This is a genomic window from Arabiibacter massiliensis (assembly GCF_902386925.1).
GTDB classification, from domain to species: domain Bacteria; phylum Actinomycetota; class Coriobacteriia; order Coriobacteriales; family Eggerthellaceae; genus Arabiibacter; species Arabiibacter massiliensis.
This window is the reverse complement of record NZ_LR698996.1, coordinates 1,495,971-1,512,429: the sequence shown is the minus strand read 5'-3', so window position 1 is coordinate 1,512,429 and position 16,459 is coordinate 1,495,971. Positions and strand designations below refer to the sequence as shown.

The 16,459-nt window shown below is 67.7% G+C and carries 13 protein-coding genes; 10 read left to right on the top strand and 3 right to left on the bottom strand.

Annotation, left to right across the window (positions count from 1 at the left end; all coding sequences use genetic code 11):
• Positions 1-47: 47 nt before the first annotated feature.
• From bilS to FX134_RS06580, 5 genes are all read left to right on the top strand, one after another.
• Complete coding sequence (gene bilS, locus FX134_RS06600; RefSeq protein ID WP_080799400.1) at positions 48-563, top strand: flavodoxin family protein BilS; 516 nt, start codon at positions 48-50, stop codon at positions 561-563.
• 1 nt (position 564) lies between these two features.
• Positions 565-825 carry a TfoX/Sxy family protein gene (locus FX134_RS06595; RefSeq protein ID WP_080799397.1) on the top strand — a complete coding sequence of 87 codons (261 nt, stop codon included), beginning with the start codon at positions 565-567 and terminating at the stop codon, positions 823-825.
• Between the two features lie 193 nt (positions 826-1,018).
• Positions 1,019-1,576, top strand: a complete 558-nt coding sequence (locus tag FX134_RS06590) for a TetR/AcrR family transcriptional regulator (protein WP_080799393.1) — start codon at positions 1,019-1,021, stop codon at positions 1,574-1,576.
• Complete coding sequence (locus tag FX134_RS06585; RefSeq protein ID WP_080799390.1) at positions 1,573-2,319, top strand: 4Fe-4S binding protein; 747 nt, start codon at positions 1,573-1,575, stop codon at positions 2,317-2,319. The genes FX134_RS06590 and FX134_RS06585 overlap by 4 nt, the downstream gene beginning before the upstream one ends.
• A gap of 214 nt (positions 2,320-2,533) precedes the next feature.
• A complete protein-coding gene (locus tag FX134_RS06580; RefSeq protein ID WP_080799387.1) occupies positions 2,534-3,301 on the top strand; it encodes a MerR family transcriptional regulator in 768 nt (255 codons plus the stop codon).
• Positions 3,302-3,555: 254 nt separating this feature from the next.
• Here FX134_RS06580 and FX134_RS06575 read toward each other — a convergent pair whose 3' ends face one another.
• The 3 genes from FX134_RS06575 to FX134_RS06565 all read right to left on the bottom strand — a co-directional run bounded on the left by FX134_RS06575 (position 3,556) and on the right by FX134_RS06565 (position 7,788).
• Complete coding sequence (locus tag FX134_RS06575; protein WP_080799384.1) at positions 3,556-4,578, bottom strand: PDDEXK nuclease domain-containing protein; 1,023 nt, start codon at positions 4,576-4,578, stop codon at positions 3,556-3,558.
• A gap of 105 nt (positions 4,579-4,683) precedes the next feature.
• Positions 4,684-6,207: an ATP-binding protein gene (locus FX134_RS06570; RefSeq protein ID WP_080799380.1), complete on the bottom strand. Its 1,524-nt coding sequence runs from the start codon at positions 6,205-6,207 to the stop codon at positions 4,684-4,686.
• Positions 6,208-6,252: 45 nt separating this feature from the next.
• Positions 6,253-7,788 carry a vWA domain-containing protein gene (locus tag FX134_RS06565; protein ID WP_080799377.1) on the bottom strand — a complete coding sequence of 512 codons (1,536 nt, stop codon included), beginning with the start codon at positions 7,786-7,788 and terminating at the stop codon, positions 6,253-6,255.
• A gap of 116 nt (positions 7,789-7,904) precedes the next feature.
• Between FX134_RS06565 and FX134_RS06560 the strand changes: the two genes are divergently transcribed.
• From FX134_RS06560 to FX134_RS14780, 5 genes are all read left to right on the top strand, one after another.
• Entirely contained in the window at positions 7,905-9,860 is a 1,956-nt protein-coding gene (locus FX134_RS06560; RefSeq protein ID WP_080799373.1) for a leucine-rich repeat domain-containing protein, read from the top strand.
• A 459-nt stretch (positions 9,861-10,319) separates the two neighbouring features.
• Positions 10,320-11,978, top strand: coding sequence for a DNA repair protein RecN (gene recN / locus FX134_RS06555; RefSeq protein ID WP_080799370.1), 1,659 nt, complete (start codon positions 10,320-10,322; stop codon positions 11,976-11,978).
• A gap of 83 nt (positions 11,979-12,061) precedes the next feature.
• Positions 12,062-13,564, top strand: a complete 1,503-nt coding sequence (locus FX134_RS06550) for a response regulator transcription factor (RefSeq protein ID WP_080799367.1) — start codon at positions 12,062-12,064, stop codon at positions 13,562-13,564.
• A 156-nt stretch (positions 13,565-13,720) separates the two neighbouring features.
• Positions 13,721-15,445 carry an FAD-dependent oxidoreductase gene (locus tag FX134_RS06540; RefSeq protein ID WP_172623406.1) on the top strand — a complete coding sequence of 575 codons (1,725 nt, stop codon included), beginning with the start codon at positions 13,721-13,723 and terminating at the stop codon, positions 15,443-15,445.
• A gap of 3 nt (positions 15,446-15,448) precedes the next feature.
• Positions 15,449-15,856, top strand: a complete 408-nt coding sequence (locus FX134_RS14780; RefSeq protein ID WP_080799361.1) for a cytochrome c3 family protein — start codon at positions 15,449-15,451, stop codon at positions 15,854-15,856.
• The last annotated feature ends 603 nt before the right edge of the window (positions 15,857-16,459 follow it).

Sequence of the window (16,459 nt, the reverse complement as noted above, 5' to 3'; positions counted from 1 at the left end):
TGGGCTATAGTATAGCGGGGCTGCTTGAATATCCGAGAGGAGCGCACATGGATTACGTCATCGTCTACGACAGCCGCACCGGCAACACCGAAGCGCTCGCGCGCGCCGTGGCCGCGGCGCTGCCTGAGGAGGGGCGGCTCGCGTTCGGGCGCGTCGGGGAGGTGGATGCGCGGCCGGTCGCGGCGGCCGATCGCGTGTACGCGGGCTTCTGGACGAACCGCGGCGACTGCACCGACGAGATGGCCGAGCTTTTGGCCTCCCTTGCGGGCCGGGAAGCGTTTCTGTTCGGCACCTGCGGCTTCGGCGCCGACGCGACGTACTTCGCCGGCGTCGCGGCGCGCGTTGCCGTGCACCTGCCCGAGTCGGCGCGGATCGTCGGCACCTTCCTGTGCCAGGGCCGCATGCCGGCGAGCGTGCGGGAGCGCTACGAGCGGCAGGCCGAGGCCAACCCCGCGCAGGCCCCGCGGATGCGCCAGCTCATCGAGAACTTCGACGAGGCGCTCGACCATCCAAACGACGACGACCTCGCGCGCCTCGCGGCCGCGATCGAGGAGGCGAACTGACATGGCGAAGCTCACCGACCTTCCCAACATCGGCGCGCATGCCGCCGAGCAGCTCTCCCAAGTGGGGATCGAGACGCCCGAGGACCTGCTGGCCCTCGGCGCCGAGCGGTCCTGGCTCAAGATGCAGACCGTCGACCCCGGCGTGTGCCTGCACCAGCTCTACGCGCTCGAAGGGGCGGTGCAGGGCATCCCGAAGAAGGAGCTCGCTCCCGCCCGCAAGAAGGAACTCAAGGCGTTCGCGAAGGCGAACCAGCCCGCGTGAGGCAGCACCCCGGATGTTTCACGTGAAACATCCGTGCTAAAATCGCCGATTGTTTCACGTGAAACAATCGGCGACCATCTGCGGCTCCTCGCTCGCCCCCGCGCCGCGTCCTTGCCCCCCTTGCGCTCCGGTTTCGCCTAGTGTATATTACATCCGTAATATAACGAGTGTTATTCGAGAAGGAGGGGACGGCATGCCGGAGCAGCGGGTGACCAGGGAGGCGGTGCTCGACGCGGCGCTTGCCATCGTGCGCGAGCAGGGGGAGCCGGCGTTGAGCGCGCGGGCGGTGGCGCAGCGGGCGGGGTGCTCGGTGCAGCCGATCTACAGCCTTTTCGGCGACATGGAGGGGCTCGTGCGCGAGCTGTACGACCACGCGCGCGCGTGGACGGAGGCGTACCATCGCGCGCATGCGGGCGATGGGCGCAACCCCTTCGAGTCCAACGGCCTGTCGCATCTGCGTCTCGCGCGTGAGGAGCGGCCGCTGTTCCACTTCCTGTACCTGTCGCCGCACATGGAGGCGACGGGCTTCGAGGAGGTGTACGAGAGCGTTGCGGTGGACGGCGTGCAGCGGTGCATCGAGGAGCTGGGGCACCTTTCGCCCGAGGCGGCGCGCAAGCTCTACCTGCACATGATCGTGTACGCGCACGGCATGGCCGCCATGCTGGCCACGGGCGCGCAGTTCACCGACGAGGAGCTGCGCGAGCGCATGGACGAGGCGTTCCGCGGCCTGCTCACCGCGGTGCGCTCATGAGCGCCCGGCGAGCGCCCGCGATGCGGCAGCGGGTGCGGCGGCTCGCGTTGCTCACGACGTTTCTGCTGTTCCCGATCATCATCTTCTACTTCTCGCCGGTGCTCATCATCGAGGGCGCGCTGGCAGGCGTGGTGACGGCCAGCGTGCTCGTGTTCGCCATCCAGTTCGTGCTGGCCCTGGTGCTGCGTCGGGCGTGGTGCGGGTGGCTGTGCGCGGCGGGCGGGCTGCAGGAGCTTGCGGCCGATGCGGTGGGCAAGCCGTCGCGGCCGGCGTGGCTCAAGCGCGTGAAGTACGTCATCTGGGTGCCGTGGCTCATCTCGATAGCCGTGTGCGCGTGGTTTGCGGGCGGCTTCACGGTGGTTGATCCCTTGTACGGTATCCCCGGCGGCGTGTCGATGAACAGCCCGGTCGGCCTGATGGTGTACGTCATCGTCGTGGCGGCGTTCTTCGTCCCCAACCTATTTTTGGGCCGGCGCGCCATGTGCCACTGCATCTGCTGGATGGCGCCGTTCATGGTACTGGGCGAGAAGCTGGGCCGCGCGCTGCGCCTGCCGCAACTGCGTGTGGAAGCCGAACCGGAGCTCTGCGTGAGCTGCGGAAAGTGCGAGCGCGCCTGTCCCATGAGCCTGCCGGTGGAACGCCTGCTGCGCGACGGCGCCATCCTGGATGCCGAATGCATCCAGTGCGCCGCCTGCGCCGACACGTGCCCCAAGGACGTCCTCAAGCTGCGGGTGGGTCGCTAGTCAAGTCTCTGTCGCGCTAAGCTAGCTTGTGGGCAGCTCGCTGACTCGCCTTGTGCCGTGCAGCGAACTGTGCGCAACTTCACGTTCTCGTACATGTTTCACGTGAAACACCCGTTCGTGTACTACAGTACATTTCTTTGACGAAAGTCCTTGACCCTCACGTTACGTGAGGGTGTACGCTGGCGATGCGATCGCAGAAGAAAGGAGACCGCTTGTGAAGCATGGCGGCTACACGGTGCATGAGCTGGCGGCGCTGTCGGGCGTGACCGTGCGCACGCTGCACCACTACGACGAGCTGGGCCTGGTGCGGGCGCGGCGCGCGGCGAACGGATACCGGCGCTACGGGCCGGACGAGGTGGACCGGCTGCAGCAGGTGCTCTTGTACCGCGAGGCCGAGATGCCGCTGGCGGACATCAAGCGGCTGCTGGACGACCCGGCGTTCGACCCGCGGGAGGCGCTGGCCGGCCACCTGCGCGAGCTGCGGGGACGCAAGCGACGCATCGAAGGATTGATTGCGAGCGTAGAGAAGACGCTCGCCTGCATGGAAGGAAGCGAACCGATGAAAGACGACGAGAAGTTCGAGGCGTTCAAGCGCGGCCTCGTGGACGAGAACGAAGCGAAGTACGGTGCGGAGGTGCGCGAGCGCTGGGGCGACGAGGCCGCCGACGCGAGCAACGCCAAGCTCATGGGCATGACCGAGGAGCAGTACCGCAGCACGCAGGAGCTTTCGGAGCAGATCAGGGAGGCCGTGCTGGCCGGCATGGCCGTAGGCGATCCGGCGGGCGAGGACGGCCTGCGCGCCGCCGACCTGCACCGCCAGTGGCTCTGCGCCTTCTGGAAGGACGGCACGTACACGAAGGCCGCGCACGCCGGCCTCGCCGAGATGTACGTGGCCGACGAGCGCTTCAAAGCCTACTACGAAGCCTGGGCCCCCGGTGCCGCCGAATTCCTCCGCGACGCCATCAAAGCCTACTGCGCGTAACGATGTTTCACGTGAAACATTCGTGCTAAAACCGCCGGTGTTTCACGTGAGACAATTAGGCATATCCCCCTGTCATCCTGAGCGAGCGAAGCGAGTCGAAGGATCCCCTGCGGCGCCAGCTGGAAGCGTCACGGCTGGCGCCGCAGGGGATCCTTCGACTACGGCGCTGCGCGCCTCCGCTCAGGATGACAAGAGGGGCTTATGACAAAAAGGGGACGGTTCTTTTTTGTCCGCCAGCCCTCGTGCTCGCGAGCTCAACCCTCACCTTCGCTTGCAAGCAGGCAGGTTGCCTCGAGAGCTTGCGACAGCTCCTCTTCGGTTGGCAGGCAGAGCACGTACTGCGAGGCGAATAGCCCTTTCCCGTCGGCAAGCGCCGAATACTTGGCCACTGCTTCGTTGCGATTAGCGCAGAGGACGATGCCGATAGTGGGGTTGTCGTCGGGCTGGGTGCACTGGTCGTCGAACAGGCGAACGTAGAAGTCCATCTGACCGACGTCTTGCGGCGTGAGCTTTCCGGTTTTCAAATCGATCAGCACGAAGCATTTGAGAATGTAGTGGTAGAACACGAGGTCGATGTAGTAGTGGTCGCCGTCGGCATCGATGCGCTGCTGCCGTGCCACGAACGAGAACCCCTTTCCAAGCTCCAGCAGGAATTGTTGGAGCTTGTCCATGAGCGCTTGCTCCAAAGCCGTTTCCAGATAGTCTGAATTTCCGTTCAGGTCGAGGAAATCGAGCACGTATGGGTCTTTGAGGATGCCGTCTGCCCTGGTTGGAGGTTCGAGTTGCCGAATCTCCTGTCGAACTTTGTCTTTTCCCTCTGCGCGGGTAGGTAGAAGCCGTTCATAGTAGAACGAATGGATCTGTCGATCAAGCTGTCGTACCGTCCAGCGTTCTTCGATGGCAGAACGGACGCAGAAGTCGCGCCGAATAGGGTATTCTATGCGAATGATCAGGCGATAATGAGACCAACTCAATTCGGCACACAGCGTGTGCCGAATTGGATATGCAAGATACAGCTGGCGCATAGCACGAAGGTTGCGTTCCGTAAACCCCTTGCCGAACTCGGTTGTCAGCCGCTCGGACAAATATTCCATCAGATGCTTGCCGTATTCGGCGCGGTCTCCCTGCGCCTCGGCTATTTGCCGGCCGATCTCCCAGTAGGCGGAAACCATCGCGTCGTTCACCGCTGCTGCGGCTTTCGTGCGCGCGAATTCGAGCGTGGCGCGAACGGATTGATAGACCGCTTCGTCCGGTGCGGGGTCATAAAGCTGTTCCATGGACAGCCTCCTTTCAAAAAGGCGGCTGTCCTTTGCGAGAAAGTTAGGGTAGCACCCAGCCAACGTATATGATGTCTTGCATTATACAGAACATAAGTTCGTATTTCAAGCGTTTTCTTCCGTTAAATCCAGTTGGTTGATGCGGTCGGCGAGGTCGGTGCCGCGCTCGTGGAAGAGCAGGGCCTCGTTGTGCTTGAAGTAGCGCTCGCAGCCGTGGTCGTTGATGAAGGACATGCCGTGGCGATTGACCGATAGGTCGGTGACCAGCAGCAGCATCTCCTGGCCCTCGCCGAAGGCGTCCTCCACGAAGCGGAAGGCGTTGTCGAGCGCCGCCGACGTGGCGGCGATGCGCGCGTCGAGCGCGTCAACCAGTTCGCCGAACAGCTCCTTCACCTGCGCGAACGGCACGCCTTCGCCCGTGCCCGCCGCGTCGGCGCGCATCGCGCGGTCGAGCAGCGCGAGCGTGCGCTCGTATGACACGTACTTCTCGTCCGAGAGCAACCCTGCCTTGCGCTCGGTCTCCAAGCGGCGCTGGATGGCGGCCGCCTCGTCGCGCAGCTGGGGCAGGACGTTCGCGGCGTCGTCGCCGGCCACGGCATCGCGCATCTCGGCCAGACGTCCATGGGCGAACGCGACCGCGCGCTCTTCCAGCACCGCGTCGCGCAGGCGGCCGCCGAGGGCGTCGGTGACCAGGCCCATCAACGACACGCGCTCGTCGAAGCCCGCCTCCCGCGCGCGCTCAACCACGGCCGCATCGGCCTCGCCCGCCAGGATGCGGTCTATCTGGTAGTCGGCGCGGTACTTCGTGAACAGGTCGTAGTACACGCTGAAGCGCTTCGCGATCTCAGCGTTCTGCACGTACTGGCCGATCAAGAGCTCGTCGATCGGCATGCCCTGCTCCTCGTACAATTTCATCATGGCCGAGAGGTCGTCCCAGCCGCGCGCCGTGACGAACGACTTGCCGTCCACGGTGGTCTCCACGCGGTAGAAGTGGTCGCGCTCGATGTCGAGGTACGTGAGCACGGCGGGGTGCACGCCGGTCTGCACGGCGAACTCGCGCCAGGCGGCGAAGTCGGGCTCCACGTCGATGCGCTTGAGGCGGTCCCACGTGGCGATGTCGAAGTCGTGCGCCACTCTGTTGTACTCGGTGGGGTTGCCGGCCGTCACCACGATCCAGCCGTCGGGCACGCGATGGCGCCCGAACACCTTGTACTGCAGGAACTGCAGCATCGCGGGCGTGAGCGTCTCGGATACGCAGTTGATCTCGTCGAGGAAGAGAATCCCCTCGCGCCGCCCGGTGGCCTCCATGGCGTCGTACACCGCGGCGATGATCTCGCTCATCGTGTACTCCGACACATCGTACTCCACGCCGTCGTAGGTCTTCTTCGCGATGAACGGCAGGCCGAGCGCGCTTTGGCGCGTGTGGTGCGTCATCGAGTACGACACGAAGCCCACGTCGAGGTCCTGCGCGATCTGCTCCATGATGGCCGTCTTGCCGATGCCGGGCGCGCCCAGCAGGAATACGGGCCGCTGTCGTTCGGTGGGCAGGCGGTAGTTGCCGAACTCGTCCTTCGAGAAGTACGCCACCATCGCGTTCTTGATCTGCTGCTTCGCTTGCTGGATGTCCACGGTGAGCTTCCTTTCCAAAATGGCATAAAAGGGGACTGTCCCCTTTTATGCCATTTCCCTCGTGATCGTCTCGTCGAGGGCCACTTTCATGGCCCAGGTGGGTACGGGCGGGCTGGCGGCGGCGGTCGCGTCGTCGACGAAGATGAACGCCGCGTCGTAGTCGGGCTTGCGGGCGGGGTAGGTGCCCTGGCCGTCGGTGAAGTAGATGAGGCCGCCGAGGTTCGTGAGCTCGCCGCGCTCCACGGCATCGTCCACGTAGGCGAACACGGGGCGGAAGTCGGTGCCTCCCAGGCCCTTGACCTCGAGGTTCTCCAGGTAGTCGTCCAAGTCATGCAGGTTCGCGATGCGCGTCACGTCGGCGATGGCGGCGTCGCACTGCACGATGAGCACGTTCATGTCGGCGAAGAAGCTCGTCTCGTCGGCCAGGATGGAATACGTCTTCTCGATGAAGCGGCGCACGAGGCCGTCCTTCGTGGAAGCCGACGTGTCGATGGCGATGACGAAGTCGCGGATGCGCTTCTCCTCCACGTACTCGAGCGGCTCGATGAGCGGCAGGTTGCCGTAGCGCTCCAGGCCGCAACAATAGTATACGTAGTCGAACTCGTCGTCGTTCACGCGAATCTGCTCGCCCATCCGCGCGAACTTGCGCAAAAACTCGCGGTAGTCCTGCTTCTCGCGCGTGACGGCGCGCAGGTTCATAGCGAGGTTCGCGCCCTTCGTGCCCCAGAGCTTCACGTAGGAGTCCAGCTGCACGCCCATTTCAAGCGCGGCGTTCTTCCACTGCTCGCGCGAGCGATCGAGGTTAATGGTGTCGGCAAAGCGCTCGCCGATCGAGCGCGCGGCGTTCTCGGGGGCCTCCTTCTGCACGATGTCGTCCGGGTCCATGCCGCGCTCCGACGCGTGGCTGCGTTTGGCGGGTGCGGCGTCGGGAGGCAGCTCCATGTCGGTGCCGTCCTCGCCGGCGCCGGACGCGGGGCCGTGCGCCTCGCCGTCATCCTGCTCCTCGGCGCGCCGGCCCTCCTCGGCCGCGTCGTCCTCGCCTTCCGCGACGCGCATGCGGTGCCAGGGCCCGTGGTCGTCCACGTAGAAGGGCGCGCGCAGCTCGGCCAGCTCATCTGCAGAAAGTCCCTCGTCCGCGAGGTAGCGGTAGACGGTCTCGGCGGTGACCACGGGCAGCGCGGCGCCGATGCGCGCGAGGGCGGCCTTCTGGCGCGATGCACGCGCGGTGCGCGTGGCGGGCAGGTCGAGCTCGGCGATGACGTGCTCTACCGCCAGGTCGCAGGCGACGTCCCAGCGCGCGGCGTCCACGTCCGCGCCGGCAAAGGGGTGCAGGAACACGTTGTGCAGCACGAGGTGCAGGTAGGCGCGAGCGAGCGAGGCGGGCTCGTCGGCGTAGAGGCGCGCGAGCGAGGCGGGGTCGTAGCGCACGTGCGCACCGTCGGTGGCGAGCGTCGCGCCGGGTACGGGAAGGGGCGTGAGGCGCGCGAACGCGGCGTTCATGAACCGCAGGCTCACGAGCAGCTCGTTCTTCGCGAGGTCGAGCGCCTGACGGGCAAGCGGCTCGGCGGCGGCAGATGCCATTGCGCTCCCTTCGGGACGTTGACGCTTGCCAGTGCCATCACGCGCAGTGTAGCATGGGGGATGCACGCGGTAAACCGCTCAGGCAAAATGTGAGTTTTGGGAGGTCGCACAAATCTATGACTGGGAACAAACTGGTGTTTCACGATGTGTCGACCGATCTTGACACGCTTGTTGAGCAGTTGAGCAAGAATCCTCCGAGCCTCGATGCCCGCGACGTGGAAGTGGTGCGGGCGGCGCGGGCCGTCGACGGAGAGGTGTGGTCGCCGCAGCTTCTGCCCTATGAGTCGTGGGCGGCGCACACGGCGGAGGCGGACGCGGGCGGCACTGACGGCGACTTGCTGGTGGTGGGCTCGCTCGGCATGGGCATCTCCGACGAGGAGCGCGAGGAGCTGCTCGCTCAGGCCGCACAGCGGGCGGCTGCAGAGGCGGCGGAGGCGGACGCGGGCGGCCGCAAGCGCATGGAGGGCGGCCTACGCGGCGCGATCGAGGTGCGCGAGGACGTGGACGGCTACGCGCTCGTTGGCTTCGACCTGCGCCGATTCGCGGAAGCGGCCGGCTGCGACGACGGTCTGGCGGTTGCGGTGCCCGCTGCGGTGGACGGCGTGCCCGTGGTGCGCATAGCGGCGGAGGCCTTCGCCCGACGGCGCGTGCAGGGCGTGGGCGTGCGCCTGCTCGTGGTGCCCGACACCGTGCGGGTGATCGCGGCGAATGCGTTTCTGGCGCTGTCGGCGCAGCGCATCCATCTGGGCTGCGGCGTGCGCGTGCTCGGCGAGCAGCCGTGCGATCTGGCGGGCGTGTCGCCGCGTCTGCAGCGGCGGTGCTTCTCCGTCGACGCGGGCAACGAGCGGTTCTCGGCGCGCGAGGGGAGCCTGTTCGCGGATGAGGGGAGGACGCTCGTGTTCCTCGCGTCGCCGTATCCTGCGCGGGTGGATCTGCCGGCGGATGTCGAGCGCGTGGGGGCGTCGGCGTTCGCGCAGGGATGCGAGCCGCCGAGCGTAGTGTCGTGCGGAAGCGGGCTCGCGCATGTTGAGGCGAAGACGTGGGACGACGCCGTGTGGCTGTGCCCGGCCGCCGCTCCCGCATATCGCGCGCTCGCGCGGCGCGGCGTGCGCCTGGCGGGGCCGCACGCGGTGGAGCAGGGCGGCTGCTGGTACGACTTCGACGAGGCGGGCGGTGCGCACCTCGTGGCCGGGCCGCCGCCCCCGACGTCGGTGTCGCGGCATTTCGCGTCGGCCGCGGCCGAGCGCGCTGCGGCGCTGCGCGGGCAGGGCGAGCGCGCCGACATCCCTTCTCCCGGCGAGGTGGCCGCCCAGGCGGCCGGCGCCGCCGCTGCGGCCGACACGGGCGACCTGCTCGCCCTGCCGCGCGCCGTGGAGGGCCGTCCGCTTGAGCGCATCGGCGTGCGCGCCCTGCCGTACGCGCCCGCCGCGCTCGTGGTGCCCGACACCGTGCGCGTCATCGAGCGAGACAACGCCTGCCGCGGCACGCGCCGCCTTGTGCTGCCCGAGGGCCTCGAGCGCATCGGTGCGCACAGCTTCTGCTCGCGCATCTTGGAGGGGCCGGTTCCCATCCCCGCGAGCGTGCGCTCGGTGGGCGAGGGGTGCTTCGAGTATGCGGTCTGCCGCCTCGAGCGCACGGGCGCGGTGGTGCACGTGTCCGCCGACCAGCTGCTCAGCTGCTTTCTGGACGACCCGGCCGACGGCATCCCCTTCGACTTCGCGCGCTACGATGGGCTGCTGCTTTCGGGGAAGAACCTGCCCGACCGCCTGGGCGCGCTGCTGCACCGGCTGGCCGTGCCGTTTTGCCTGGCGGACGAGGCGCGCGCGACGCTCGTTGCGCGTCTGCGCGAGCAGGAGGCCGAGGCCATGCGGCGCGTGGCGCGCGAGGGCGACCGGCAGATGGTGGAGGCGCTTGTGGACGCGGGCTTCATCGACGAGCGCACCTTCGACCGTCAGATCGAGCTCCTGCGCGCCTGCAACCGCACCGACTGCGTGCTCTACCTCATGGAATGGCACCGCGATCAGGGAGGACCCACGAAGCCTCCCTCCGCCCGCGAGCGGTTCGCGCTGTGAGAGCTTCGTGCGGCGCTTCTCCTCCTGTCCGAGCGCGCGAAGCGACCCGAAGGATTCCCTCGCAGCCCAAGCCGCGGCTTCTTCGCGTTTTCTGGACCTCCGATGCAGCAAAATCACCGCTCTGAAGCCCGATGGGGGCCGCCGGCGAAAACCCGCTTTGCGCGACCAGGGGAAACGTCCTTCCTTGTCGAGACGTTTCTCCTGCGAGAGCCCGAAAGCACGTTGGAACCCTTCAGAGCGGTGATTTTGCTGCATCGGAAGGGCCTGTTTGGCGCATGCATGGGCATGTCGTCGTTCTGCACGGAGCGCCCGGTTCATTCCCCGCTGCCTGAGCGCGCGAAAGTTCGACCTTGATTTGCGCAGACGCTGTCTGCACAAATCAGTTGATCCCATGCGATAGCCCTCGCGGGCGGCTGGTATACTTGCCCTTTGAGGAAATCGACAGGTAAGAGGTGCGCGATGATCGATGAGATACAGGTTGAGAACCTTGCGCTGATCCGCGCTGCGGCGCTTGAGCCGGCGCGGGGGCTCACCGTGCTCACGGGCGAGACGGGCGCGGGCAAGACGGCGCTGCTCTCGGCGTTGAAGCTGCTCATGGGCGCGCGCGCTGACAAGGACGCCGTGCGCGACGGGCAGGAGGCGCTCTGCGTGTCGGGGCGGTTCTTCGGCATCGAGGGGCCGGGGGAGGACGGCCTCGGCGCGTCGGACGAACTGGTCGTGACGCGTCGGGTGACCGCCGACGGCCGCTCGCGCGCGAGCGTCGACGGGCGCATGGCCAGCGTGGGCGAGCTCGCGCGCATCGTCGCTCCCGCCATCGACCTGTGCGGCCAGCACGAGCACCAGCAGCTCATGAAGCCGGCCGTCCACGTACGCATGCTCGACGCCTGGGCGGGGGAGGCCGTGGCCGAGGCGCGCGCTGCCTACGAGGCCGCGTTCGCGCAGGCCGGGGAGGCGGCGGCCGAGCTCGCGCGCGTGCGCGAGGCGGGCGAGCTGTCGTCGGCGAAGCTCGATGAGGCGCGTTTCGTGCTCTCGCGCATCGACGCGGTTGACCCCCGCGAGGGAGAGTACGACGAGCTGGCGGCCGACCTGGCGCGCGTGGAGCACGCCGAGGCGCTGGCCACGGCGACGAATGCCGCGCACGAGGCGCTCGCGGGCGAAGACGGCGCTATCGACGGCTTGAACGCCGCCATCTCGGCCCTCGACGGCGGCGCGCGCTTCGACGGCAAGCTCGGCGAGCTCGCAGGCGCGCTGCGCGAGGCGGGCTACGTGCTGGAAGACGTCGCCCGCGAGTCGCGCGACTACCGCGACGAGGTGGAGTTCGACCCCGAGGCGCTCGCGCAGCAGCAGGAGCGCATGGCAGCGTTGCAGGGGCTTCTGCGCGCGTACGGCCCGCGCATGGAGGACGTGCTGGCGCGCCGCGCCGAGGCGGCCGACCTCGTGTCGCTCGTAGACGACGCCGCCGAGCGCGAGCGCGCCGCGCAGCGGGCCGTGGACGACGCCGAGGCCGCGCTCGCGGAGGCGGCCGGCGCATTGGCCGACGCACGCGCCGAGGCGGCCCCGCGGTTCGCCGAGGCCGTCACGCAGCAGATGGCGCGCCTCGAGATGGGCGGCGCCGAACTCGTGTGCGACGTGCGGCCGCTCGAGCGCGAGGCCTGGACGCGCACGGGCTCGCAGGCCGTGGAGTTCCTCTTCCGTCCCGGTGCCGGCATGCAGGCGCGACCGCTCGCGCGCATCGCCTCGGGCGGCGAGGTGAGCCGCGTCATGCTGGCCGCGAAGGTGGTGCTGGGTGCGAGCGACGACGTTGACACCCTCGTGTTCGACGAGGTGGACGCCGGCGTGGGCGGCTCCACCGCCGTGGCGCTCGCCGAGGTGTTGGCCGACCTCGCGCGCACGCACCAGGTGATCGTGGTCACGCACCTGGCCCAGGTGGCCGTGCGCGGCGAGGCCCACTACGTCGTGCGCAAGCAGGAAGGCGAGGGCGGCATGCCCGAGACCGACCTGCGCCGTCTGCTCGCAGACGAGCGCCCGGCCGAGATAGCCCGCATGCTCTCCGGCGACGCCACCGAAGCCTCCCTCGCCCACGCCCGCGAGATGCTCGCCGGGGCGGCTTGCGCGTAAGTGGGCTTCTGGCCGAAAATGGGTTCTCGCTAGGGGCATGGGTAGGTTGTGGCGGATGAGAAATTGAAGGCGGGGAGGGGCGCATGTCTCAGCAGGCGGGGACGCCGCATCGCATCATCGAGAAGTGCGGGCGCTTCTGCGCGCTCGGCTTCATCTGGGCCTGGGTGTACTGCTCGTGGAAGACGGAGCTGCTGTTCCCCGGTTTCACGCGCAGCAACATCATGTCGGATCCTTCGTGGCTTGCCAACGTGTCGCTGGTCATCGTCGCGCTGGCCGCCACGCCGAGCGTCGCGAAGCGGCTTGGCACGCGCGGGCGGCGCGCGCTCACGGCCGGGGCCACCGTCGCGATGGTCGTCGGCGTGTTCGCGTCGGCGGGATTCGCGGGCAGCTCCGGCGGCTCGGTTGTCTTCTCGTACCTCGCCGGCAGCCTGACGGGGTTCGGTTCAGGCGTGCTGCTCTCGGTGTGCGGCGCGCAGCTCACACGGCTCTCCGTTGAGGAGCTGGAATGGGTCGTCCCCCTGAACGTGCTGATCACGCCTCTGTGCTCGCTGTTCGTCCCGGCTCTCACGGGCTCGATCGCCGGCGTGACGTTCGTGGCGGCGCTTCCCCTGGCGGCCGGGCTCTTGCTGCTCGCGTCCCCCGATGTGGATCCCCGGAAGGCGGAGCCTGCCGCCGACCGCACGGCGCTCCCCGCTCCGAGCCGCGCCGATCTGGCCGGCATCCTCGCGTGCACCGCCCTGTTCCACACGGCGGGCGCGGCGATGATCTTCACCCGGTCGGCGGAGACGCTTCCCTCGCGCTTCGACACGCTGGCCGGATTCTTCCAGGCGTCGATGGCCTTCGGGACTGTCGCGACGCTCGCGGTCTGCCTCCTCCTCATGTCGCGGACGCGCTTCCTGGATTTCCAAAGCGCGTGCCGCTGGTCGATTCCGACGTACGTGGCGGGCGCGGTCCTCCTTCCCTTCGCCTCCTTCCCGGCGATCGCCACGGCGAGCTCGTTCCTCGTCTCCTTCTCCTCCACCTACCTGTCGATCGTGAGCTACGTCATCTTCGTGCGCTTCGCCAAGGAGGGGCTGCTGGGCCCCTACGCTGCCATCGGGTATTTCATGGCGGCGTACGAGGTGGGGGTGCTCTCGGGCAATCTGCTCGGCGTGGCTTCGCTGCACATGCCTCCGGGCGTGGACCCCCTTCAAGCGCAGGTGGCTATCATCGTGGTGGCCGCGTCCCTCGCGATGCTGGTCGTGCCCGCCCGGCCCGTGCGCGGCCAGATGGAAGCCGGCGGGCCCGAACGGTTCGCCGCCCCTTCGCAAGATGAGGGTACCCGCCGCGCGGCGACGGCACGGGCCATGCGGGGTCTCGCCGAGCGCCACGGCCTGACGGCGCGCGAGGAGGAGGTGTGTTCGCTTCTGGCGTCCGGCCGTTCACGCCCCTACATCCGCGAGCTTCTGTGCGTGTCTAAAAACACGGTGGACTCCCATGTGAAGCACGCCTACGCCAAGCTGGGCGTCCATTCCAACCAGGAGCTCGTCGACCTGTTGGAAGCCGAGGAGGGGTTCGTCGCGGTCGCGCCTCCGAACGGCCTCTAACCTCCTCACCGCATTCCGGTGATTCGCTCCCCTCTGGGCATTCTCACTGACAAGAAGTGAATACGCGCGCCGCCATCCCCGGTACCCTTCATCCTGTTCGACCCGCCGCCTCGCGAAGCGCGGCGGGAGGCAGTGAGGATGAAAGAGGAGGATAGGATGCAAGAAGCAGGGATATCGCGCCGCTCGTTCCTGAGGACGGCGGGCCTGGCCGGCTTGGCCGCCGGGGCGCTGGGAGCCGTCGGGACGCTCGGCGCGCCGCAGCCCGCGCTGGCCGACGAGGCCGCCGGCGCGCAAGGAGCCGAGGGTGCGGCCAACGCGTATCTGAACGTGTTCGGCGAGGACACGGCCTACATTCCGGTGAAGAAGGCCAAGTGGTCGCAGCTCTCCGGGCCCATCGCGTTCGAGGATCGCGCCATCGACGCCGCAGAGATCGCCCGCGAGGAGCAGTGCGACTTCCTCGTGGTCGGCTGCGGCCTGAGCGGCATGGCCGCCATGCTGAAGGCGGCCTCGGAGGGCGCGAGCGTCATCGGCATCGAGAAGATGTCGCAGGGCCGCCACATGTGGGAGAGCGTCGGTGGCTACAACACCTCGATGCAGCGCGAGCTGGGCAACGTGCCCGACCCGGCCGAGTACGTCGAGGCCATCCTGCGCGCGTCGCAGTGGCGCGCCCGCCCGGACGTGGTGTGGTCGTTCGTCAACAACTCCGGCGAGGCCGTTGACTTCCTGAACGAGCAGATCAAGGCCGCGGGCAAGGGCGTCGAGCTGTACGGCACCATCCAGAAGCCGGCACCGTACGGCATGGAGACCATCCAGGCCGAGCACAAGATCAAGATCCCCGAGGGCGTTGAGTGGAAGAGCTGGTTCACGGGCTCGCTCGCGTGGGACTCGCTCGTGACCACGGCCGCCACCTACGATAACCTGGACATCCGCTACAACACGGCGGGCGTGCAGCTCACGCGCGACGGCTCGGGGCGCGTGGACGGCATCGTGGCGAAGGACGCCGACGGCTACTACGCCATCAAGGCCGCGAAGGGCGTGCTGCTTTCCACCGGCGGCTACGAAGCGAACCCCGGCATGGTGGAGGCGTTCATCAAGCCCGAGGAGTACCAGAATGCCTGCGTCTACGCGCCGTGCCTCGGCCCCACCGGCGACGGCCACATGATGGGCCTTTCGGTGGGCGCGCAGATGGACGCGCCGCCGCACACGCTCATGTCGTTTCGCAGCGGGCTTCCGGACCGCGTGCTCGACTCCACGAAGGTGTCCTCGGTGTTCGGCTCCAGCATCTGGATCAACCATCAAGCGCGCCGCTTCGCCAACGAGGCGCTGCCGCACAACTTCGCCGCGAACGTCATCAACGCGCAGACGGCGGGCGGCAAGAGCGTGTGGTTCATGTTCGACCAGGGCATCGTCGACCGCACGCTGGAGAAGGTGCCCGAGCTGCCCCAGGCCATCGAGGAGCTCAAGGCCGACGGGCTGCTGGTGGAAGGCGAGACGGTGGCCGATCTGGCGAAGGCGATGGGCGTGGACGCCGACGAGCTGCAGAAGACGGTTGACACGTTCAACAGCTACTTCGAGGCCGACGAGCCCGCCGACCTCATGTTCCGCCGCGACATCGGCAAGCTGGCCCCGTTGGCGACGGGCCCCTACTACGCGTGCGTGCACGTGAGCAAGGTGCTCGTGTCGGCGAACGGGCTGATCATCAACGAGAACGCCCAGGTGCTCGACGAGGACGAGCAGGTCATCCCCGGCCTGTACGCCGCGGGCAACACCACGGGCGGCATGTTCATTGGCATGTACCCGCGCCACCTTCCCTCGACGTCGACCGGCCGCTGCGCCACGATGGGCTTCGTCGCCGCCCGCCACGCGATCAAAGGAGAGTAGACCATGAAGAAGAAGCTTGTGACGACGACGCTGCTGGCCGTGGCGCTGTGCGCGGGCCTGGCCGCCTGCGCGACGGGCGAGCCCGCTGCGCAGAACGGCGGCGAGGACGGGGCCGACGCTCCGGCCTCGCAGGCTGCGGAGGGGCTGACGGCTTACGGCGCGACCGAGCCCGTGGCCAACATGTTCGGCAACGAGATCCCCGAGTTCGACCAACAGTGCCTCTCGTGCCACGGCTCGTACGAGGAGGTGGCCGCGCGAACCGCCGACTACGGCGACTCGAATCCGCACGATTCCGTGCACGGCGGCTACGCCACCTGCCAGAACTGCCATGAGGCCGACAAGGTGGTCAACGAGGACCACGACTGCAAGAGCTGCCACGACTGGCCGCGCGCCGAGGACGGCCACCTGTAGGAGGCTCCTCGATAACGCGCTTGACCGCGACGCCGTCTCGCCCTCCGGGCGGGGCGGCGTCGTTTGTTTGGAGGCCCCAGGGCGATGATTTTCGCTCCGAAAACACGCCTCAGCGCACGAGGCGTGTTCTCGGAGCGAAAATGCGCCCGTGTCAGCGATCTGCGCGGGCCTCGGGGCTGCCGTTCATGAGGCGTGCGGACTCGACGAGGGCCGCGCGTCCGGTTTCGTTCATCGCGTCGAAATAGCCGCCGAGCGCCACCCGCTGACCATCTGCGGAGGCGGGGCGCTCGGTGATCCCTCACCTGTACGCCGCGGGCAAGCTGGGCAATGCGCCGCGCTGCACCGGTCTTTTCGTCTCGCGATCCGAATGGGTTTTGCAATGTCGTCGAGTTATGCACCCCTCGGTTGCGGGATAAGGCGCTCATTCGGCGAATGCAGCCATCGTAATTGGAAGAAACCCCAGGTCGGATTTCTTCTTGCCTCGATGGCCGTTCGCGCGCGGGCGTTAAAAGGGTGCATAACTCGACGACATTGCAGATTTCGACCCGTTTCAGAAACGCAAGGGTGCAAAACTCGAGGACATTGCAGCGCCGACGGCTTCCG

Coding starts and splice junctions, on each gene's coding strand:
- FX134_RS06550 (WP_080799367.1), top strand. CDS start 12,062: ATGTCTCAGCAGGCGGGGACGCCGCATCGCATCATCGAGAAGTGCGGG.
- bilS (WP_080799400.1), top strand. CDS start 48: ATGGATTACGTCATCGTCTACGACAGCCGCACCGGCAACACCGAAGCG.
- FX134_RS06585 (WP_080799390.1), top strand. CDS start 1,573: ATGAGCGCCCGGCGAGCGCCCGCGATGCGGCAGCGGGTGCGGCGGCTC.
- FX134_RS14780 (WP_080799361.1), top strand. CDS start 15,449: ATGAAGAAGAAGCTTGTGACGACGACGCTGCTGGCCGTGGCGCTGTGC.
- FX134_RS06575 (WP_080799384.1), bottom strand. CDS start 4,578: ATGGAACAGCTTTATGACCCCGCACCGGACGAAGCGGTCTATCAATCC.
- FX134_RS06565 (WP_080799377.1), bottom strand. CDS start 7,788: ATGGCATCTGCCGCCGCCGAGCCGCTTGCCCGTCAGGCGCTCGACCTC.
- FX134_RS06590 (WP_080799393.1), top strand. CDS start 1,019: ATGCCGGAGCAGCGGGTGACCAGGGAGGCGGTGCTCGACGCGGCGCTT.
- FX134_RS06560 (WP_080799373.1), top strand. CDS start 7,905: ATGACTGGGAACAAACTGGTGTTTCACGATGTGTCGACCGATCTTGAC.
- FX134_RS06540 (WP_172623406.1), top strand. CDS start 13,721: ATGCAAGAAGCAGGGATATCGCGCCGCTCGTTCCTGAGGACGGCGGGC.
- FX134_RS06595 (WP_080799397.1), top strand. CDS start 565: ATGGCGAAGCTCACCGACCTTCCCAACATCGGCGCGCATGCCGCCGAG.
- recN (WP_080799370.1), top strand. CDS start 10,320: ATGATCGATGAGATACAGGTTGAGAACCTTGCGCTGATCCGCGCTGCG.